This window comes from Neisseria sp. P0007.S010 (assembly GCF_051962875.1).
Taxonomy (GTDB): domain Bacteria; phylum Pseudomonadota; class Gammaproteobacteria; order Burkholderiales; family Neisseriaceae; genus Neisseria; species Neisseria subflava_A.
In genome coordinates this window covers 128,133-149,022 of sequence record NZ_JBQCUX010000003.1, presented here as the reverse complement: position 1 = coordinate 149,022, position 20,890 = coordinate 128,133, and the positions used below count along the sequence as shown (strand labels likewise).

At 51.2% G+C, this 20,890-nt stretch carries 17 protein-coding genes; 7 read left to right on the top strand and 10 right to left on the bottom strand.

The features are described 5' to 3' along the window. Window positions 1-16 precede the first annotated feature (16 nt). Window positions 17-1,063, top strand: coding sequence for an N-acetyl-gamma-glutamyl-phosphate reductase (gene argC / locus ACTHR7_RS03505; protein ID WP_070645868.1), 1,047 nt, complete (start codon window positions 17-19; stop codon window positions 1,061-1,063). Window positions 1,064-1,140: 77 nt separating this feature from the next. Here the strand turns inward: argC and ACTHR7_RS03500 are convergent, their stop codons facing one another. Continuing rightward, window positions 1,141-1,416: a hypothetical protein gene (locus tag ACTHR7_RS03500; RefSeq protein WP_003748371.1), complete on the bottom strand. Its 276-nt coding sequence runs from the start codon at window positions 1,414-1,416 to the stop codon at window positions 1,141-1,143. Window positions 1,417-1,677: 261 nt separating this feature from the next. Between ACTHR7_RS03500 and ACTHR7_RS03495 the strand changes: the two genes are divergently transcribed. The 3 genes from ACTHR7_RS03495 to ACTHR7_RS03485 all read left to right on the top strand — a co-directional run bounded on the left by ACTHR7_RS03495 (window position 1,678) and on the right by ACTHR7_RS03485 (window position 3,845). Further along, a complete protein-coding gene (locus ACTHR7_RS03495; protein WP_003680158.1) occupies window positions 1,678-2,364 on the top strand; it encodes a S24 family peptidase in 687 nt (228 codons plus the stop codon). Between the two features lie 132 nt (window positions 2,365-2,496). Beyond that, window positions 2,497-2,835: an iron-sulfur cluster insertion protein ErpA gene (erpA, locus tag ACTHR7_RS03490; protein ID WP_003680162.1), complete on the top strand. Its 339-nt coding sequence runs from the start codon at window positions 2,497-2,499 to the stop codon at window positions 2,833-2,835. 335 nt (window positions 2,836-3,170) lie between these two features. Further along, complete coding sequence (locus ACTHR7_RS03485; RefSeq protein ID WP_070585107.1) at window positions 3,171-3,845, top strand: hypothetical protein; 675 nt, start codon at window positions 3,171-3,173, stop codon at window positions 3,843-3,845. Between the two features lie 79 nt (window positions 3,846-3,924). Here ACTHR7_RS03485 and ACTHR7_RS03480 read toward each other — a convergent pair whose 3' ends face one another. Next, window positions 3,925-6,114, bottom strand: coding sequence for a primosomal protein N' (locus ACTHR7_RS03480; RefSeq protein WP_107792117.1), 2,190 nt, complete (start codon window positions 6,112-6,114; stop codon window positions 3,925-3,927). Window positions 6,115-6,249: 135 nt separating this feature from the next. Between ACTHR7_RS03480 and ACTHR7_RS03475 the strand changes: the two genes are divergently transcribed. Further along, window positions 6,250-7,041, top strand: coding sequence for a DsbC family protein (locus ACTHR7_RS03475; RefSeq protein WP_003748365.1), 792 nt, complete (start codon window positions 6,250-6,252; stop codon window positions 7,039-7,041). 133 nt (window positions 7,042-7,174) lie between these two features. Here ACTHR7_RS03475 and ACTHR7_RS03470 read toward each other — a convergent pair whose 3' ends face one another. From ACTHR7_RS03470 to ACTHR7_RS03440, 7 genes are all read right to left on the bottom strand, one after another. Continuing rightward, a complete protein-coding gene (locus tag ACTHR7_RS03470; RefSeq protein WP_036493345.1) occupies window positions 7,175-7,858 on the bottom strand; it encodes a 2,3-diphosphoglycerate-dependent phosphoglycerate mutase in 684 nt (227 codons plus the stop codon). Window positions 7,859-7,960: 102 nt separating this feature from the next. Further along, entirely contained in the window at window positions 7,961-8,713 is a 753-nt protein-coding gene (locus ACTHR7_RS03465; protein ID WP_070585113.1) for a class I SAM-dependent methyltransferase, read from the bottom strand. A gap of 48 nt (window positions 8,714-8,761) precedes the next feature. Beyond that, on the bottom strand, window positions 8,762-10,390 hold the full coding sequence (locus ACTHR7_RS03460) for a sigma-54-dependent transcriptional regulator (protein WP_070712141.1): 1,629 nt from the start codon (window positions 10,388-10,390) through the stop codon (window positions 8,762-8,764). Beyond that, window positions 10,383-11,969: a two-component system sensor histidine kinase NtrB gene (locus tag ACTHR7_RS03455; RefSeq protein WP_070712140.1), complete on the bottom strand. Its 1,587-nt coding sequence runs from the start codon at window positions 11,967-11,969 to the stop codon at window positions 10,383-10,385. Before ACTHR7_RS03455 ends, ACTHR7_RS03460 begins: the two co-directional genes overlap by 8 nt. A 70-nt stretch (window positions 11,970-12,039) precedes the next feature. After that, the gene (gene parC / locus ACTHR7_RS03450) at window positions 12,040-14,343 is read right to left on the bottom strand and encodes a DNA topoisomerase IV subunit A (RefSeq protein WP_440370325.1); all 2,304 of its coding nucleotides are present in this window, start codon (window positions 14,341-14,343) and stop codon (window positions 12,040-12,042) included. A 206-nt stretch (window positions 14,344-14,549) separates the two neighbouring features. After that, window positions 14,550-15,872 (bottom strand): MFS transporter, encoded by a 1,323-nt coding sequence (locus ACTHR7_RS03445; protein WP_440370324.1) that lies wholly within the window; start codon window positions 15,870-15,872, stop codon window positions 14,550-14,552. Window positions 15,873-16,072: 200 nt separating this feature from the next. Further along, on the bottom strand, window positions 16,073-17,116 hold the full coding sequence (locus tag ACTHR7_RS03440; protein ID WP_440370323.1) for a LacI family DNA-binding transcriptional regulator: 1,044 nt from the start codon (window positions 17,114-17,116) through the stop codon (window positions 16,073-16,075). Between the two features lie 257 nt (window positions 17,117-17,373). On the opposite strand from ACTHR7_RS03440, the gene pgi reads away from it, so the two are divergent. Next, window positions 17,374-19,014 carry a glucose-6-phosphate isomerase gene (gene pgi / locus ACTHR7_RS03435; RefSeq protein WP_440370322.1) on the top strand — a complete coding sequence of 547 codons (1,641 nt, stop codon included), beginning with the start codon at window positions 17,374-17,376 and terminating at the stop codon, window positions 19,012-19,014. 229 nt (window positions 19,015-19,243) lie between these two features. Then, window positions 19,244-20,494 (top strand): AmpG family muropeptide MFS transporter, encoded by a 1,251-nt coding sequence (locus ACTHR7_RS03430; RefSeq protein ID WP_440370345.1) that lies wholly within the window; start codon window positions 19,244-19,246, stop codon window positions 20,492-20,494. Between the two features lie 73 nt (window positions 20,495-20,567). Here the strand turns inward: ACTHR7_RS03430 and hpf are convergent, their stop codons facing one another. Next, on the bottom strand, window positions 20,568-20,882 hold the full coding sequence (gene hpf / locus ACTHR7_RS03425; RefSeq protein ID WP_049335299.1) for a ribosome hibernation-promoting factor, HPF/YfiA family: 315 nt from the start codon (window positions 20,880-20,882) through the stop codon (window positions 20,568-20,570). Window positions 20,883-20,890 lie beyond the last annotated feature (8 nt).

Sequence of the window (20,890 nt, the reverse complement as noted above, 5' to 3'; positions counted from 1 at the left end):
ACAAAGGAGCCACACCATGACCACAAAAATTAAAATTGGTATCGTTGGTGCAACCGGTTACACAGGCGTCGAATTGTTGCGCCTGCTCAGCAGCCACCCCAACGCAGAAGTCACTGCCGTCACCAGCCGAAGCGAAGCCGGTATTGCGGTTGCCGACTACTTCCCCAGCCTGCGCGGCATTTACGACCTTGCATTCCAAACGCCCGAAGAGGCCGGGCTTGACCTCTGCGACCTCGTATTCTTCGCTACGCCCAACGGCGTAGCCATGAAAGAAGCACCGGCCCTTGTGGAAAAAGGCGTACGCGTGATTGACCTATCTGCCGACTTCCGCATCCGCGACATCCCCACATGGGAACAATGGTACAAAATGACCCATGCAGCGCCGCAACTCGTTTCCCAAGCAGTGTACGGTTTGTGCGAACTTTACAAAGACGACATCGCCAAAGCCATGCTGGTGGCCAATCCGGGTTGCTACCCTACCTGCGTTTCTCTGCCCTTATTGCCGCTGCTTCAGGCTGGTCGTCTGAAAGCCAACGCGCCGCTGATTGCCGACTGTAAATCCGGTGTTTCTGGTGCAGGCCGCAAAGCCAGTACCCACGCCCTATTGTGTGAAGCAGGTGAAAACTTCAAAGCCTACGGCGTCAGCGGCCACCGCCATTTGCCTGAAATCCAACAAACCCTGTCCAGACTGCAAGACCATGTTTCAGACGGCCTGATTTTCGTGCCACACCTTGTTCCGATGATACGCGGTATGCATGCCACCCTGTATCTGCACCTGCAAGAACATACCGATCCCGAAGCCTTACTGCGCGAATACTACCGCGACAGTCCTTTTGTCGATATCCTGCCTTCAGGTTCGACACCTGAAACCCGCAGCGTGCGCGGCGCCAACCTCTGCCGTATCAGCGTTCAAAAAGCGCCCGATCAAGACGATGTGTGGATTGTTCTTTCCGTCATCGACAACTTGGTTAAAGGCGCAGCCGGTCAAGCCGTGCAGAATATGAACATTATGTTCGGCCTGCCCGAAACCACCGGCCTGACTAATGCACCATTGATGCCTTAATATCATCCTTATTAAAAACACAAGGCCGTCTGAAACAATGGTTTTTCAGACGGCCTTTATCAATTTATTCACAAACATCACTCATACACCACGCCGGCAAGCATTTCTTCTTCATTCAAGTTGCCGTACTGTTGCTCCCAATCGTGGGTAGCCTCCACCATATCGCATTCTTTGGCGAAGGCAAGCAGCCTGCCGTCCATCTGATCCAGACTCAAACTGCCCAAGCGTTCGCATTCCGAAGCCGTCAAATTACCGTCCGCTTCATGCGCTTCCGAAGATCCGAAAGGCAGGGCAAAAAAACCCAGCACCAACGCCAGCAGCACCCAAAAAATATTTTTACGCGAACGAGTCATTTCACACCTCTCATCATAATCACATAGCAGGTTCAAGTCAGAAAAACTAAACCAAATAAAACCAAACTAAGAAAAATCAAATATAAAACTAGAAATATCGATTCATCTAAGACAAAACGAATAATACTAAGAAAAAATAGAATGTGCAATACTTTTTCTTAGGTTAGGTAATTTTTTTCTTACAATTTTATAAAAACTAAGGTAAAATACACTCAAATCGTCCAAACCATATAAAAAACATACCTCCATAAAGGCATAAACATGGATACCTTTAAAGACCGCCTGGCTTTCTTATGGAAAGATGAAGCCCGCCAAGCCAAGATCGCCGCCGACATTGATATGACCATCGCCGGATTCAGCCGTATCTGGAACGAAGGCGGCCTGCCGAAATCGGAAACGCTAAAAAAAATCAAACAACTTAAAGGCTGTAGCATAGACTGGCTTTTGACAGGCGAAGGTTCTCCCTTCCCCGATTCCGAAGCCCCAAAAGCCACAGCAACCGACACACTGGGCAACCCTGTCGATATAGACGAATTTGTCTTCGTACCGCGTTACGACATCCAAGCAGCGGCCGGACACGGCCAGCTCGTCGGCGATGAACAGCCCATGTTCGCCATGGCGTTCCGACGCTATTGGATAGAAAATTATGTGACGCGCGACATCAAAAACCTTTCCGTTATCTCAGTCAAAGGCGACTCGATGGAAGGCGTGCTGAATGATGGCGACACCATCCTCATCAACCACGGCCAAACCACGCCGCGCGACGGCCTCTATGTTTTACGCCTTAACGAAAACCTTTTGGTCAAACGCTTGCAACTGATACCCGGCGGCATCGTCAACGTCATTTCTGCCAACGAGGCCTACCCTACTTTTGAAATCGACTTGAAAAACCCGACCGACGACGTTGCCATCATCGGCCGTGTAGAATGGTTTGGCAGAAGCATCTAAATCTGACATACTGGTGCTTGAAATTTCTGCCATGCCCTCCATGTAAGCTGGCAGACCCTGTCTGCACAAACTTGCCTTGACTAACGGTTTGCGCGACAATAGTAAAAATATTCATATAAAAGGAATCACATCATGTCAGACGAAAGCCCTATTATCTTTACTGACAGCTGCTGCACCAAAGTTGCCGACCTGATTGCCGAAGAGAACAATCCCGACCTGAAATTGCGCGTATTCGTCAACGGCGGCGGTTGCTCCGGCTTCCAATACGGTTTTACCTTTGACGAAATCAAAAATGACGACGATTTTGAAATCCAGAAAAACGGCCTGACGTTCTTGGTTGACCCGATGAGCTACCAATATTTGGTTGGTGCGGAAATCGACTACACCGAAAGCCTGCAAGGTTCTCAATTCGTCATCCGCAATCCGAATGCAGAGACAACTTGCGGTTGCGGTTCGTCCTTCTCCGTATAAACAATCCGTTTTTGCCACAAAAACAGGCCGTCTGTATCTTCAGACGGCCTTTTGTGTGAATTTATTTTAAACAATTTTAGATTTACTTTATAATAATAATATCGGGCGTGAATATTTACTCTACAATAGACATAACATTGGACATGTATGTTTCCATATAAATAAAAAATTATTGTCCAGCCGATTAACGACACAAAGGCAAACCGTACCTGGTCTGCCTGAGACTGCAGCCTCTGTTTTGGCTCGTATCATAAGCCAAAACAGCTCAAACACAATAACAAAACCTTAGGCTAAACCCATTTGGTTGACGCAGTCGAAATACTCATGGGATATCAATGAGCAAACAAGAAAAATTTTTCGACGTATACGTTTCCTATCCGCCGAACACGGATAGGGAGCTCATCCACGCCTGCCTGTATGAGAACCTGCCCGAAAACGAAGTCGAGAGCCTGATTCAAGCCTTGGCTGAGCGTCCGCAAGCGATTGTGGCCGAAAAATGTACCCAAGATGAGCGCGAAAATGCGCAGCATTACTTCAGCTATTTGGGTTTGGACGTGATCGTCCGTCAGTCTATGGAATTGGAAGCAGTTGAAGAAGAAACTATGTCGGCAGCCAATACTCCCGACCCTATCCAATGCCCCGTCTGCATGACGATTATTGACGAACTAGATGCACAGGAATGTAAAACCTGCCACTTTGATTTGACAGAAAAAAATGAGCTGGCCATCCAGCGTAAGCGCATTGAATGGCAGGAAAAAATCTCTTTCGAGCATAAAAAACAAACCGAAATTGCCCACAAGCTCAAATACGAGCGCGAGCAGGAAGAGAAAAAGCTGCGCAAGAAAATCCGTGCCGAGTTGGAATCCCAACTACGCGAAGAGTTAGACCAAAATCCTGAGCTGGCAGCACTTGCAGCGAGGAAGAAAACACAGTTCCTGCTTACAATGGCTATCGTATTCGCCGTTTTGAGCCTGCTTGCACTCGGCTATATAGCTGCAAAATTCTTCTAAACCGATTCAAAAACTTAAGGCCGTCTGAAAACAGATTTTCAGACGGCCTTTTATTTCCTTATTGATTGAGCCATTTCAATCAAGCCTCTTGCACATCAACGTCCACCGACCATCTGATTTTACCGTCGCGGTTTTGCTGCAACACCTGCACCCACAAACTCACGGCACGGTGCAAATCTTGTCGGGATGTCGATTCGAGGAAAACTTGCGCACGTTCGCGTTCGGCAAGGCGCACCATCAGCATCGGAGCGGCACCAAACTGGGAGACGCTTTCGGGCAAAAGCGGAGCGAGGGTTTCTTTGGCGGTGTTGAGAAATTCCATCGCATCGGCAAAGCGCGGCGCATCGGCACGGACGGCCGTCTGAAAACCGAAAGGCGGCATGGCGAACATTTGCCGTTCGTTCAATTCGTTTTCGGCAAACACGGCGTAGTCCTGCGCTTTGACGGCGGCGAAGACGGGATGTTCGGGCAGTTGGGTTTGTATCAACACCTTGCCGGGTTTGTCGGCACGCCCCGCCCTGCCGGACACCTGCATCAGCTCGGCGAACAGTCTTTCCGGCGCGCGAAAGTCCGCGCTGTACAGGCTGCCATCGGCGTTCAACACGATAACAAGGTTGAGCCGCGCGAAATCATGGCCTTTGGCGAGCATCTGCGTACCGACCAGAATATCGATTTCGTTGTCTGCGATGCGGCGGTACAAATCCGCCCAGTCGTTTTTGTGCGCAGTGCTGTCCCTGTCGACACGGACGACGGCGGCCTTGTGCAGGAAGACGCGCAGGGTTTCTTCGACGCGCTGTGTGCCGTGTCCGACGGCGGTCAGGTCTTGGTTGCCGCAGTCGGGGCATTTGAACGGGATGGGTTCACGGTGGTCGCAGTGGTGGCAGCGCAGTTGGCGGGCGCGTTGGTGCAGCACCATTTTGGCGGAACAGTTCGGGCAGCCGAAGGTATGGCCGCAGTCGCCGCAAAACAGCGCGGGCGCGAAGCCGCGACGGTTGAGGTACACCAGCGACATGCCGCCCGCTTCAAAATTCTGTTTCAAAAGCTGCAAGGCTTGCGGCGAGAAGCCGTTGTCGAGTTTCAGACGGCCTACATTAAGTATTTCCACTTGCGGCAATTGCGCGGCGGTATGGGCGCGTTCGGTCAGTTGCAGCAGGCGGTACGCGCCGCTTTGCGCTTTGTGCCAGCTCTCCAAGCTGGGCGTGGCGCTGCCCAATATGATGGGACAGCCGCTCTGCTTCGCCCGCCACACCGCCAAATCGCGGGCGTGGTAGCGCAATTCGTTGTCCTGTTTGAACGAGCCGTCGTGTTCCTCATCGACCACAATCAGCCCGACATCATCCATCGGTGTGAACACCGCCAGCCGCGTGCCGATGACCAATTTCGCCTGCCCCAACATCGCGCGCAAATAATCCTGCGTGCGCCTGCCTGCCGCCATCTGGCTGTGCAACACGGCGGTCGGTACGTCGGCAAAACGGTCTTCCACCCGCTTCAAAAGCTGCGGCGTGAGGTTGATTTCGGGCAACAAAAACAACACCTGCCGCCCCTGCGCCAACACTTTCGCCATCGCATCGAAATACACTTCGGTCTTGCCGCTGCCGGTAATGCCGTACAGCAAAAACGGCTGGAATTTGCCAAAGGCCGTCTGAATTTCATCGGAAGCCTTCTGCTGGTCGGCGTTTAATACAAATTCAGAGTGCGAAGCCTGCCCGTGGTACGGCCTTAAAGCAGACTGCGCCGCTTTCGTCGTTTCAATCCAACCCTGTTCCGCCCAATCTTCGATTAATTTCGCCGCCTGCGCGTTCACTTGCTTCAACGCCGCCATCGTCATCCCGCCCGACAGCAACGCGTCCCACAAAGCCGCTTTTTTATTGAACCGCGCCGGCGGCGGCGTTTGCGCCCTGCCCGCTTCGTTCAGCGCGTAAAACAACGGCGGCCGCGGCATTTCCACCGCGCGCGTTTCCTTCAAACCCTGCGGCAGCGCGGCAAACACCGCCTGCCCCGTCGGATAGTGGTAATAACGCGACGTAAACGCCAACAAATCACGCCAGCTTTGAGGCAATGGCTTTTCTTCCACAAAGGCCGTCTGAACACTCAAAATCCGCGCCGCGTCCATATCGGGCGCAATATCCGTTTCCCACACAATCCCGACCACGGTTTTATTGCGGAAAGGCACAAGCACCCGCGTTCCCGGAGGGAGCGGCTCGGAATGCGAATAAGTCAAAAGGCCGTCTGAAAGCGGCACGTTCACAGCGATGCGGTGGTAAATCATACAAACAATCAAATCATTTTTTCGTATTTTAACAGCCGAAAGCTATTTTCAGACGATAAATTGAGCCTCAATACAATGCAGGCATGACAGAGGTTTGATACAATGCCTTACTTTTAACACACGCAAGTCTCTCGCATGAAAACCAAGTTAATCAAAATCTTAACACCGTTTGCCGTCCTTCCTTTGTTGGCATGCGGTCAACCTGCCGTATCCAACGCCAACGCCGCGCCTGCGCCGGCTGCCAAAGCGGAAGCGCCTGCCGACAAATCCGTTGCCGCTTCTTTGAAAGCGCGTTTGGAAAAAGTCTATGCCGCCCAAGATTTGAAAGTTTTGAGCGTTAGTGAAACACCGATTAAAGGCATTTACGAAGTTGTTGTCAGCGGCAAACAAATCATCTATACCGATGCCAAAGGCGACTATATGCTCGTCGGCGACCTCATCAACGTCAACACGCGCCAAAGCCTGACTGAAGAACGCGCCGCCGATTTGAACAAAATCGACTTCGCTTCCCTGCCTTTGGACAAAGCCATCAAAGAAGTGCGCGGCAACGGCAAACTGAAAGTCGCCGTTTTCTCCGATCCGGACTGCCCGTTCTGCAAACGCTTGGAGCATGAATTTGAAAAAATGACCGACATCACGATTTACACCTTCATGATGCCGATTCCGAGCCTGCACCCTGATGCCGCGCGCAAAGCCGAGCTGTTGTGGTGCCAACCTAATCCGACCCAAGCATGGACCGACTGGATGCGCAAAGGCAAACTCCCAAGCGGCAAAGCAAACTGCGAAAACCCTGTTGCGGAAACCACTTCATTGGGCGAACAATTCGGCTTCAACGGCACGCCGACCCTGGTCTTCCCTAACGGCCGCAGCCAAAGCGGTTACAGCCCTATGCCCCACCTCAAAGAAGTTATCGAGAAAAACCAGTAATACAGGGTTTAATCTCCATCAAGGACGCTTTACGCGTCCTTTTTTCATTTCGCCCGCATCAATTGCTTTCAGACGGCCTCAAACAGACAAATACAAAAAAGGACGTGTCCGCCACGTCCTTTTTCCTTTTACCTTACAGGTAGAATTTCTCAACCACTTTCAGGTTTTCGTCCAATTTGTACACCAGCGGCTGGCCGGTCGGAATTTCCAAGCCCATGATGTCTTCGTCGGAAATGCCTTCGATGTGTTTGGCCAACGCGCGCAGAGAGTTGCCGTGTGCCGCAACCAAAACACGTTTGCCGCTCAGGATGGCCGGAGCGATTTGATCTTCCCAGAAAGGCAGGACGCGCTCGAGGGTAACTTTGAGGTTTTCGCCATCGGGAATAACATCGCTAGGCAGGTTGGCATAGCGGCGGTCGTTGTGGGCGGAATGCGGGTCTTTAGGATCGAGCAGCGGAGGCAGGGTGTCGTAGCTGCGGCGCCAGATATGGACTTGCTCGTCGCCGTATTTTTCTGCGGTTTGTTTTTTATCCAAACCTTGCAGCTGGCCGTAGTGGCGCTCGTTCAAACGCCATGATTTGATTTGCGGAACAAACAGTTGGTCGGATTCTTCCAAAACGATGTTACAGGTTTTGATGGCGCGGGTCAGGACGGAAGTAAAGGCGATGTCGAATTCATAGCCTTTTTCTTTCAGCTTTTTACCTGCTGCGGCGGCTTCTGCCAAACCTTGCTCACTCAACTTGACGTCGCGCCAGCCGGTGAAAAGGTTTTTCGCGTTCCATTCGCTTTGTCCGTGACGGATGAATACTAATTCCATGATAGTTTGCTCCAATGAAGTTTGGGAAAAGGTATTTATAGCACACTTTGCCGCCGCGCTGATAACGTCGGCGGCTTCTTTTGATATGTTGCAAGTTTGCTTCTAGTCTTCAGACGGCCTTGTCGGAAGGTAAACGTCAAACCGCGTGCTTTTGCCGGTGTATTGATAAGCAGGTTTGCGCCCATCGAGAAATTCGCCCAAGCGCGGGCGTTTGACGACAATGCGTTTTTTGGCGGTATTCAATGCTGCGTCCAATAACTCGGCTTCGTCTTGTGCCGAGCCGACCAAGTCGTGAAAGTAAGCCATTTCTTTTTTCACAGCGGCGGTTTTGCGACGCTCCGGATACATCGGGTCGAGGTACACTACATCGGGCATACCGTTTTCCATTGCCAATTCCTGCATCAAATCAACGGAATTGCCGAAATGCAAAGTAATGCGTTGGGCAATCTCCCGTGTCTCTTCACTTTGCCCCACCCTATTGAGGCCGTCTGAAAGTAGACAGGCAACCGCAGGATTTTGTTCAAAAGTGTGTACATTCAAACCCAACGAGGCAAGCACAAAACTGTCGCGCCCCAGTCCGCCGGTAGCGTCCCAGACAGTCGGTTGTACAGTGTGGTTGACTGCTTTGGCAATCAACTCGCCTCCGCCTTTAGTGCGCCGATAATGGGCGGCACCGCCATCAAAATCAACGCGGACACGGCCTTTTTCACCGGCGCGGCACAAACTGATGCCGCTTTCGTCAGCGATAAGGAAACTGCCTTCTTCAGGCTGCCGGTCGATAACGGTCAACCCGAACGGCTCGGTAAGGCTGCGAAGTTCGGCAGATGCGGTTTCGTCAAAATAAATCTTGTACATAAGGCTTATGTTTCAGACGGCCTTGAAAACTCAGGCCGTCTGAACGTTTTAATTGATGTCCAAGCGTTCCATGCGGTAGCGCATAGAGCGGAAGCTGATGCCCAAAAGTTTGGCGGCTTGGGTACGGTTGTAACGGGTTTGCTGCAAAGCCTGCTCGATGATACTGCGTTCCACTTGGTCGAGGTAATCCTGTATCTGCATGGTACGCGGATCAAACGGCGGAATGGGGCTGTGATTGAGCGTGGTTTCGCGCGCGTCAGGTTCGGCAATATCGTCAAAGGAAAAGCCGCTGCGTTCAGCCTTAACCTGTGGGGCGTTTTGAATCTGCAAGTCGTCCACTTGTATCACTTGGCCTACCGTCAACGCAACGGCGCGTTCAAGGATATTTTCCAACTCGCGGAAGTTGCCGGGGTAGCTGTAATGCAACAGGGCTTCTTGGGCTTTCGGGCTGAGTTTGTAGGTTTGATTGCCGTGACGGTGTTTATACAACAGATACAGAATCAGTGCGCCCAAGTCTTCGCGCATTTCGCGCAAAGGCGGCATGTGCAGGGTGACAACGTTGAGGCGGTAATACAAGTCCTGACGGAATGCGCCGCTTTCAACCAAAGCTTCGAGGTTTTTATGGGTTGCACAAATAATGCGCACATCCACAGAGGTTTCCCGCGCATCGCCGATACGGCGCACGGCTTTTTCTTGAATGGCGCGCAGGAGTTTGACCTGCATGGCAAGCGGCAAATCGGCAACTTCGTCAAGGAACAAAGTGCCGCCGTCAGCGTGTTGGAAAAAACCTAAACGGTCTTGATCCGCGCCGGTAAAGCTGCCTTTTTTGTAGCCGAAAAATTCGCTTTCCATCAGGTTTTCAGGAATGGCTCCGCAGTTGACGGCAATAAACGGTTTGTCAGCGCGGTCGGACAGCTCGTGAATCGTGCGCGCCGCCTGCTCTTTACCCGTACCGGACTCGCCGGAGATATAAACAGGAACAAGGCTGTGGGCCAATCTGCGAATCAGGTGGCGCACTTCGACCATTTGCGGCGAAGTACCCAACAGGCGCGGCATATCGTCCTCGCCTTCCAATATAGGTGCATCTTGTTGCAGAGCATGATTGATGCTGCCAGCCGAAAAACGCTCTTTTAAGGAATTGAGCCCTTCCGGAACAGTCAAAGGCCGGTTAAATTCGCTCTGTACACTCTTAGGAGGCGTAACGACAGGCTTGACCGGCTGAGGTTCGGGTTTATACAGGGCGGCAGAAACAGGCGCAGGCTGCGATTTGACTTTTTCAGACGGCGTGGGTTCGGCAGTATTGTCGGAAACCGATACTGCCGATTTAACCAATGAACGCAACTGCGACAGCGTAATCGGTTTTTGCAGATAATCAAACGCCCCTGCTTTCAAGGCTTCAACGGCTTGGTCGGCATTACCGAAAGCCGTAATCACGGCGACGGGCGTGTCGAGCATCAGTTCATCAATGTATTGGACAACCTCGAGGCCTGAGCCGTCGGGCATACGCATATCGGTCAACACCAGTGAATAATCGTTGTTGTCTAGCCTGTCTTTGGCTTCTTCAACACCAGCCGCAGTATCGACGCGCAGACCCATTTTCATCAGGGTCATTTCCATCAGGTCGCGGATGTCTGCCTCGTCATCGACAACCAAAACCGGCTCTTGCAATTTATTCATCCTGCGCTTGCTCCTTCGGTAAAATCAGTTCAAACCCGTTCATTTCAGGGTGATAATGCAGCTGCCCCATATTGGCGTGTGCCAACTCGCGTGCGACGTAAAGCCCCAAGCCGGTGCCTTGTTTTTCGGTGGTGTAAAACGGCTCGAACAGATGATTTCGTACATCGGGCGGCACGCCTTTGCCGTTGTCCGCCACTACGATGGAAATATGCATCCTGCCGCTAGAGCGGATAAGAACGGTAATGGCGTTTTCGTCCTGACGGCTGTGTCGCCAAGCGTTGTTGCACAAGTTCCACATCACTTGCTGCAAGTGCATGGAGTCAACCAATACGGTCAGGTTGTTGCCGTCCATATTCATGCGCAGACAGCCGATGGCATCGGGATTGTTTAAGGTAAATTCCTGCTTGAATTCCAACCAAAATTTCATCAGATTAATCGGCTGGCGGCTGATGTTGTCTCGTTTGTTAAGCAGGGATACGTCTTCCAACATCTTGTCGATACGTTGGATATTGCTGTCGATGATGTTGTAGAGCTTGGCCTTGAGCGGATCTGCCTCATCACCCTCTTGCAACAAATCGCTGGCATGACGGATGGCGGACATCGGGTTGCGGATTTCGTGGGCAAGGTTGGCAGTCAACTGTCCGAGCGAAGTCAGCTTGGTGGACATGGCCTCCGCAGCCACTTCACGCAATGAGCGGACATACAACATCAGCAGCTCGGTCTGCTCCTGAATCAGCGGAACGGCTCGAACGTGCATGGCGTGTTGGAAAATATGGATATCGGTTTCAAAAGGTTTGTCGGGTTGGCGCTGCCAACGTGCTACCAGTTCGCCAAACACGATTTCCTGCTGATCGATAATCAGGCTGGGGAAATAGATTTTTGCCTGTTTGTTAAACAGCCACACGCGTTGGGTCGCATCAATCACCACAACCGCTTCCTGTACGCGGTTCAAAACCAAATGGTTCAAGCCGCTAATACGGCGGTAGGCCAGTTGATGACGGCTGGCGGACTCTGTGGCCTGCTCCAGATAACGGGCAGCAAACGATGTCAGCATCGCCACCAGATAGCCTGCGCCGATCAGCATCGAAGAATTCACCATTGATTTCGCGTCCCAATTAAACGAATCGAAACGCATGCTGCCGTCTAAAAACAGGTTCAAAATAAACAGCATGGCCGTATAGCCTGCATACAGCATAGGGTAGTGGCCATAACTAAGCAGACACGACGTAGCAACAAACGGCAAAACCAAAATCCCGAAACCGGAAGCCGTACCGCCGGAGATATACACCAAAACCATCATCATGGTGATGTCGACCACGGCACTGGCATTGGGCAAATCCAAAGACTGCCACTGCCAGCCCGGGCGGAACACGGAGAGCATAATCAGGAGGAAATACAGCGTTACCCAGATATAAAACTCAACGTCCGGCAACGAAATGCCAATCAGGTTGCCACCCGTGTAGCTGCCGAAAGCGTGCAAAACCAAAAGCGGTAAGACGATGGCTATTCGGGCAATGTTGATTACACCGGGAATCCGCTCCCTCAGATTACCCAGTTCTTGAAGATTGGCTCTGTTCATAAATGAACCTTTTTTTATTATCATGCAATGTCGTATAAATTTAATTTATTTAGATATATTTGTTCTTGTTTCAGGACAAACTTTTCAGACGGCCTGATATTTCCAATACCTTGCCTTTTTTACCGCGTTTGCCGTCAATATCGGCAATACGCAGTTTTTCCTGATGTTCTGCACCGCGTCGGCCGACCGATACAACGGTAAATTCAGGAGAAGTCGTCACCATAATGTGTTCCAAAGATGCACCATCAGCCAACGACATCAGCTGCAAACCGCGGCCTTTAGGCATGACTTTAAGCTCGCCGATGGAAAACGCCAAGAGGCGGTGGTCGCTGCTGGCCAGTACGACTTTGCAGTCGGGATTGATCAGCGAAGAAGCATAGACGGCAACCGGCGGCAGGACGGTCTCGCCGCTGTCCACGGTCATCACCACTTTACCCGCTTTCACGCGTCCGACCATATCGGCCAACTTGGTGATAAAGCCGTAGCCGCCGCTGCCTGAAAGCAAGTAATGCTGTTCGGGCTGGCCGGTGAGCATGGCGACGGGTTTCGCGCCGTTTTGCAGCTCGATTAAGGATGAAACCGGTACGCCGTCGCCGCGTCCTCCGGGGATTTCGGCGGCATCGAGCGTGTAGGTTCTGCCCAATGAATCCAGGATGACGACGGGTAAAACGGTGCGGCCTTCAAGGGTTTGTTTGAGACGATCGCCTTCTTTGAACGCGGTTTGGCTCAAATCGAGGTTGTGTCCGGCGCGGCTGCGTATCCAGCCTTTTTCCGACAGGATCAGCGTGATGGGTTCGTCGGCGGTGGTTTGCGTCAGCACGGCGCGTCCGGCTTCTTCCACCAGCGTGCGGCGCGCGTCGCCAAACTGCTTCATGTCCGCCTGCATCTCTTTGATAATCAGCTTGCGTTTTTCGTTTTCGTCGCCCAAAAGGATATTCAGACGACCTTGTTCTTCGCGCAATTCGTTCAATTCTTTTTCGAGTTTGAAACCTTCCAAACGCGCCAACTGGCGCAGGCGGATTTCCAAAATGTCTTCGGTTTGGATTTCGGTCAATCCGAACGCCGCCATCAGGTCGGCTTTCGGATCGTCTGATTCGCGGATGACTTTAATCACTTCGTCAATGTGCAGAAAGACTTTCAGACGGCCTTCAAGGATGTGCAGCCGTTTTTCCACTTGGTTCAAACGGAATTTCAGACGGCGTGTTACGGTTACGATGCGGAAATCTAGCCATTCCTGCAAAATCGTTTTCAGGTTTTTCTGCGCGGGACGGTTGTCCAAACCCATCATCACCAAGTTCATGGAGACATTGCCTTCCAGCGAAGTCTGCGCCATCAGCGTGTTGATGAATGTATCGGTATTGATGCGGCTGGATTTTGGTTCAAATACAAGGCGCACAGGATGTTCGCCGTCTGATTCGTCGCGCACGCGGTCGATTAAATCCAGCATCAGCTTTTTGGTGTTGAGCTGGTCTTGGTTGAGCTGCTTCTTGCCTGCTTTCGGTTTCGGGTTGGTTTGTTCTTCGATTTCAGCAAGGATTTTGGCGGAATTGGCGTTCGGCGGCAGCTCGGTCACAATCACGCGCCACTGTCCGCGCGCCAGCTTCTCGATTTCATAACGCGCACGCACGCGCACGCTGCCTTTGCCGGTTTCGTAAATGCGGCGTAATTCATCCGCCGGCGTGATGATTTGACCACCGCCGGCAAAATCGGGCGCAGGAATGTATTGCATCAGGTCGGCGGTTTCCAGCGTCGGCTTTTTCAACAGCGCAATCGCCGCCTGCGTGACTTCGTTTAAATTGTGTGATGGGATTTCAGTCGCCATGCCCACCGCAATGCCTGATGCGCCGTTGAGCAAGACCATAGGCAGACGGGCTGGCAGGTGCAGCGGCTCGTCAAACGCGCCGTCGTAGTTCGGCACAAAATCCACCGTCCCCTGATTGATTTCGGACAACAGCAATTCCGCAATCGGCGTCAGCCGCGCTTCGGTATAACGCATCGCCGCCGCTCCGTCGCCATCACGCGAACCGAAGTTTCCGATGCCGTCGATTAAGGGATAGCGCAAGGTAAAATCCTGCGCCATGCGGACCATCGCCTCATAGGCGGAACTGTCGCCGTGCGGGTGGTATTTACCCAAAATCTCGCCAACCACACGCGCCGATTTCACCGGCTTCGCACCTGCCGTCAAACCCATATCGCGCATGGCAAACAAAATACGTCGTTGTACAGGCTTTTGGCCGTCTGAAACTTCAGGCAGCGCGCGGCCTTTGACCACGCTCATGGCGTATTCGAGATAGGCGCGTTCGGCGTATTGACCTAACAGCAGGTAGTCTTCGCCGATAGGAGATGGGCTTGGAGCGGAAATGTGTTCTGTCATCAGGATGGTAAAACGAAATAAATTAAAGAAGATATTGTAAAGCAAAATCGGTAGTCATAGCCAATTTGAGTGATGAACGGTAGTACAGCGACAATAAGGCTTACCGAATCAGGTCAGTAAATGGAATCCGCTTCGACAAAAAAGGCCGTCTGAAACCATTTCATGTTTCAGACGGCCTTTTCATTTTGTTTTTAAATCAAACTTTATTATTCTGCAGTAGCCGGTTTGGCCGCAGTTTTAATGGTTAAGGTCAACGCGGCGGCGATGGCAAGGAAAACACCGGCAAAAGTCATCGCGTTGGCAGGGTTTGAACCCAAGAAGGTTTTGTACACCCAGCCGAAAGATACGGTTTCAATCAGCATTGGAATCACAATCATCATGTTCACAATACCCATGTACACGCCGTAACGTTCTTTAGGGATAGAGCCGACCACAATCATAAACGGCACGCCCATCATACTTGCCCAGCCGACACCGAAACCAATCATCGGCGCAAACATCAGGTATTTGTTGCTGATGTGCGGAATGGTGAGCAAAGCCAGCGCAGCAAGGGTAACGGCAAAGGCGTGAACATATTTGGCAGCGTATTTGCGCGCCATCCACATCAGGCCGAAAGCGGAGATAAAGGTTACCACGTTGTAGAAACCGTTTACCAAACCGGTCCATGCAACCGCTTGACTATACGCTTCGGTATTTTCAACAGTCGAATCCCAAACGGATTGAACGATACTATGGGAAATATATTGCCAGTAGATGAAGAGTGCGTACCATTGGAAGAGATACACCAAGGCCAGTTGCCACAGGGCAGTCGGCATTTCGCGGACAGCAACGATAATATCTTTAACGGCATGCGCCGGACCGCTTGGTTGCGCTTTAATGGCCGCCATTTCTGCAGGACTAGGCTCGCGTTCAGCCGTTGATAAAACGGTAACCAAAACCGAACCGATGGAGCAGACCGCACCAATATAAAACGAACCGAATACCCAATACGGAATGCCCGCTTCGGAGGTTTGTTGCAACCAGCCGATTTGCTGGAAGATGTAGAGGGAAAGGTTGGCCAGTGTAATACCCAAACCGGTAAACACAGACTGCATCAAGAAACCGGTAGATTGCTGATGTTCAGGAACCGTATCGGCAATAAAGGCACGGAAAGGTTCCATTGCAGTGTTGTTACTAATGTCCAAGAGCCACAGCAGCAATACGGCCACCCACAATGCGGTAACGTGCGGATAGATAAAGAGACAGAGGCTGCAACCGATGGCACCAATCAAGAAATACGGACGGCGGCGGCCCAATCCAGGCACCCAAGTGCGGTCACTCATCGCACCAATCATCGGCTGCACCAGCAAACCGGTAATCGGACCTGCCATATTCAAAATCGGCAATTGGCTCGGGTCGGCATGAAGAAAGCTGAAAATCGGATTAATCGCAGTTTGCTGCAACCCGAAGCTATATTGAATACCGAAGAAACCGAAGTTCATCAGCATAATCTGGCGAAGTGTCATCGCCACTTGTGGGGAGATTTTCATAGGAAGGCTACTCCTGGGTAATAAACTATGGAAACAACAAACTCCAATTTCAGCAGTATGACGCTTTTATTGTATTTGGGCTGCCCTTTTTACTGAGGCAACTCCGTTTTCAGACGGCCTTTATTTTGGCCGTTTGCATGAATCTTATTTTGATGTGTGTTTGTGTTGTTTAAAGCTTATTATTTTCAGGCCGTCTGAAACTATTTATTAATCACAGACTGACGCCAGATGGTTTCCCCAACGACCTTGACTGACTGAACCGAGCCGTTCGGATGTTCGATGTATTGGAACAGCAAATCCGCCGCCATCGCGCCCATACGCAGATACGGCAGTTCGGTACTGGTCAACGGCGGAAACAGCGTCTCCGCAATCGCGCTGTGGTTATCATATCCGGCAACAGAGACTTGCTCGGGAACCCGCACGCCGCGCGTCCTCAAAATCCCGTACACGCGCACGGCCATTTCATCGTTACCGCAGCAAATTACCGTCGGCGGAAGCGGCAAAGACAACAGTTTCAAAATAGCCGAAATCAAAGATCTGCTGTCATTGCTGAAGTCAGGATAACCAGTTTGCACCAAATCAGGATCGAAGACAATATCCGCATCAGCCAAAGCACGGCGGTATCCGGCCAATCTCAATCTCGTCGCTTCCACGCCCGGCTGCAAAGTCACATAAGCAATCCGTTTGTGTCCGCTTTGGATAATCCGGCGCACCAAGCCATACTGCCCTGCTTCGTCATCCGGCAAAACCGACGGCGTACCTGCCAAATCAAAACAGTTGACCAACACCATCGGGCAACGGTTGGGCACTTCCGGCAACAATACTTCCTGATGGAAACCTGCCACATATAAAATCCCCTCGGCACGATGCTCCATAAAGGTACGAATCAGCGGCTCCATCTGACCGGGCTGACCCGGCTTATTGTCGATGTCAGCAATCATCAAAATCTTGCCTTGTGCACGAATCTGCTGCTGAATGCCCTTAATCAAGAACATATCCGGTATACCGTGTCCGCCCGTATTCTCGCCTGTCCGTGAAATGGCGCCGGTAATCAGACCGACCAATCCGGAACGGTGTGACCGCATAATCCGCGCCGCAGAAGACGGGATATAGCCCAAAGCAGCAATCGCTGTTTCTACTTTGGAACGGGTTTTATCACTGACCGGCGCATCGCCGTTAATCACCCGGCTGACCGTCTTGGGAGATACCCCGGCATAAGCAGCGACATCATAAATTGTAGCCATCTTACGGACCCGTCCCGACAAGATTTCAATAATGTTACATAGGATAACACAGCAGACATCGGTGTCATACCCCCTTTTTTACAGAAACTTGATGATAATCAACCGTTTCTATTGCATTTTGCATACATTTCTTAAACAAAACCGACCCTACCATCTCCCAAAATCTGTTCAAATTTGTTAAACTACAAGCCACTACAAAAAAGCAGGAAATACCTATCTATCCTGCTTATTTTACCGTTACATACTAAGGAAACGAGATGACCGCATACTCAGACGCATGGCAGGCCTTGGAAGCCTATCATGCCGATACGCAACACGTTACCCTGCGCGAACGCTTCGCCGCAGATGCCGAACGTTTCAATAATATGCACGAAATTCTGCATGGTTTGTTATTTGATTACAGTAAAAACCGCCTAGATGAAAATACCCTTGATTTATTGTGCCAACTGGCCGAAGCGGCCGATTTGCCACAATATATGCAGGCCATGAGCAGCGGTGAAAAAATCAACACCAGCGAACACCGTGCCGTCCTCCACACTGCCCTACGCCTGCCTGCCAATGCCAAACCTGTTTACGTCGACGGCGAAAACATCGTGTCCAAAGTTCATCACGAACTCAACCGCACCCTCGAATTCGCACGCCAACTCCTAGACGGCACCCACGCAGGCATTACCGGCAAACCGATTACCGACCTGGTTCACATCGGCATCGGCGGCTCCGATTTAGGCCCGCGCATGGCCACACAGGCTCTACAACCCTATTGGCAAAACATCCGCGTCCACTTTGTCAGCAACTCCGATGATGCCGACCTGACCCAAACCCTTCTCGGCCTCAACCCCGAAACCACCGTATTCAGCATTGCCAGCAAATCGTTCCGCACACCGGAAACCCTGCTTAATGCCTATGCGGCGCGTACTTGGTACCGTGATGCAGGTTTGCCTGATTCCGGCATCTACCGCCACTTCTGCGCCATTTCCGCCGATGTGGCCGCAGCCCAAAATTTCGGTATCTCCCCCGACAAAGTCTTTGCCATGTCCGACTGGGTCGGCGGCCGCTATTCCGTCTGGTCGCCCATTGGCCTGCCACTGATGGTTGCCGTCGGCGAAAAAGCGTTCCGCAAAATGCTGGCTGGCGCACACGCGATGGATACCCATTTCTTCGAAACGCCATTCCGCCGCAATATTCCCGTCCTGATGGCACTCATCAACGTTTGGTACAACAACTTCCAACATTCAGACGGCCAAACCGTTGTCCCATACAGCCACAACATGCGCCTCTTTACCCCGTGGCTCAACCAGCTCGATATGGAAAGCCTCGGCAAACAGCGTACTTCAGACGGTCAACCCGTTTCCTGCACTACCGGCGGCATTGTCTTTGGTGATGAAGGTGTCAACTGCCAACATGCCTACTTCCAGCTTCTGCACCAAGGCACGCGTCTGATTCCCGTCGACTTTATCGTCCCCATGACCACAATCTACGGCAACCACCGCCAACACCGCTTTACCGTTGCCAACGCCTTCGCACAAGCCGAAGCGCTGATGAAAGGCAAGACCTTAGACGAAGTACAAGTCGAATTGGCCGCCCTGTCCCAAGATGAACGCGACCGCCTTGCACCGCAAAAAGAATTCCCCGGCAACCGTCCGAGCAACAGCCTGCTCATCGACAGCCTGACACCTTTCAACCTCGGCATGCTGATGGCAGCCTACGAACATCGCACCTTTGTTCAGGGCGTGATTTGGCGTATCAACCCCTTCGACCAATGGGGCGTGGAATACGGTAAAGAACTGGCTAAAACCATCGAGCCCGAACTCGAACGCGGCACGCCGGCACACGACAGCTCCACCAACGGTCTGATTGCCTTCTACCGCAACTGCAACGCAAGATCGAAGGCCGTCTGAAAATAAAATATCCGTAAAACAAACATATCTGCCTGTCTTACGGACATTTCAAAAACCTATCGGCTTGTTCCAACAAAAGGCCGTCTGAAACTTAATTTGTCAAAGTTTCAGACGGCCTTTATTCAATAAAGATAGCAGAAGCTCATTCGCCATATCCCCCATCTTTGCTACAATATCCCTTTTCTTTTTTATTGATTCCACTATGACAACCGCACCCCAACCCAGCACTATGCAGCGAATTTTCTCGCGCAGTATGCTGATTTGTATCTTTACAGGCTTCACTTCGGGGCTGCCGCTTTATTTTCTGATCAACCTGATTCCGGCATGGTTGCGCAGCGAACATGTCGATTTGAAAACCATCGGCCTGATGGCACTTATCGGGCTGCCTTTCACTTGGAAATTTATCTGGTCTCCCGTCATTGATTTGGTCAGATTACCTTTTTTAGGACGGCGACGCGGTTGGATGCTGGTTACGCAAATTGGTTTGCTGCTGACCTTGCTCATTTACGCCTTCCTAAATCCTGCTCAGCATTTATATGTAATTATGGGCTTATCATTGGTGGTCGCCTTTTTTTCTGCCAGCCAAGATATTGTATTGGATGCATTTCGCCGCGAAATTTTGTCAGATGAAGAATTAGGCTTGGGCAACTCCATCCACGTCAATGCCTACCGTATTGCTGCTTTAGTACCCGGCTCACTCAGCTTGATTTTGGCCGACTTGATGCCTTGGCACAACGTATTCATCATTACTGCACTATTTATGCTGCCCGGTCTGCTGATGACCCTGTTTTTAGCTAAAGAGCCTGACATTCCACCATCTGTGTCGCGTACATTTGCCCAAACAGTCTCTGACCCTTTCAGTGAGTTCTTCTCCCGCAAAGGAATCAAACAGGCCATATTGGTATTGCTGTTTATCTTTCTCTACAAACTGGGCGACAGCATGGCCACTTCTTTGGCTACACCTTTTTATCTGGACATGGGCTTCAGCAAAACCGACATCGGCCTCATTGCCAAAAATGCCGGTTTATGGCCTGCTGTCATTGCCGGTATTGTAGGCGGTATTTGGATGATAAAGCTCGGCATCAACAGGGCATTATGGGTTTTCGGTGTAGCCCAATGGGTAACGATTCTAGGCTTTGCCTGGTTGGCAAATTTTGGCAAGTTTGAAACCATCACACTGACAGAGCAAATGATGCTTGCGGCCGTGATTGGTGCAGAAGCAGCAGGCGTAGGCTTGGGTACGGCGGCATTTGTCGCCTATATGGCCCGTGAAACCAATCCTGCTTTCACGGCCACACAATTGGCCCTCTTTACCAGCCTGTCAGCCGTTCCACGTACATTTATCAATGCTTCGGCAGGCTATCTGATTGAAGCGATGGGTTACTTCAATTTCTACTGGCTGTGTTTCGCTTTGGGCATACCGGGCATGTTGCTGCTGTTTAAAGTGGCACCGTGGAATGGTCAAAAAGTGAGTAACTAGATTGCCAGTCTAAAACTTCTAGCAAAACAAAAGGCCGTCTGAATATTCAGACGGCCTTTATCATACAAAAACTTTATTCGGCAGCAGGTTTGACAGTACTGCGGACATCGCCGCTTTTTTCTTTATGTTTCAAAACAGCGCGGTCGAGCTTGTCCATCAAAACATCAATTGCGGCGTACATATCCTGTTCGATCGCTTCAACGTGCAAATCTTTGCCTGCCAAATGCACATCGGCTTCGGCTTTTTGATTGACTTTTTCCACCGAGAGCGTAATGGTCACGGAGATGATGTTGTCAGCGTGGCGATTGATTCGTGCCAACTTGTCGGAAACGTAGTTTTTGATGGCTTCGGTAACATCAAAATTCAGACCGGTGATTTTCAGATTCATGATACAGC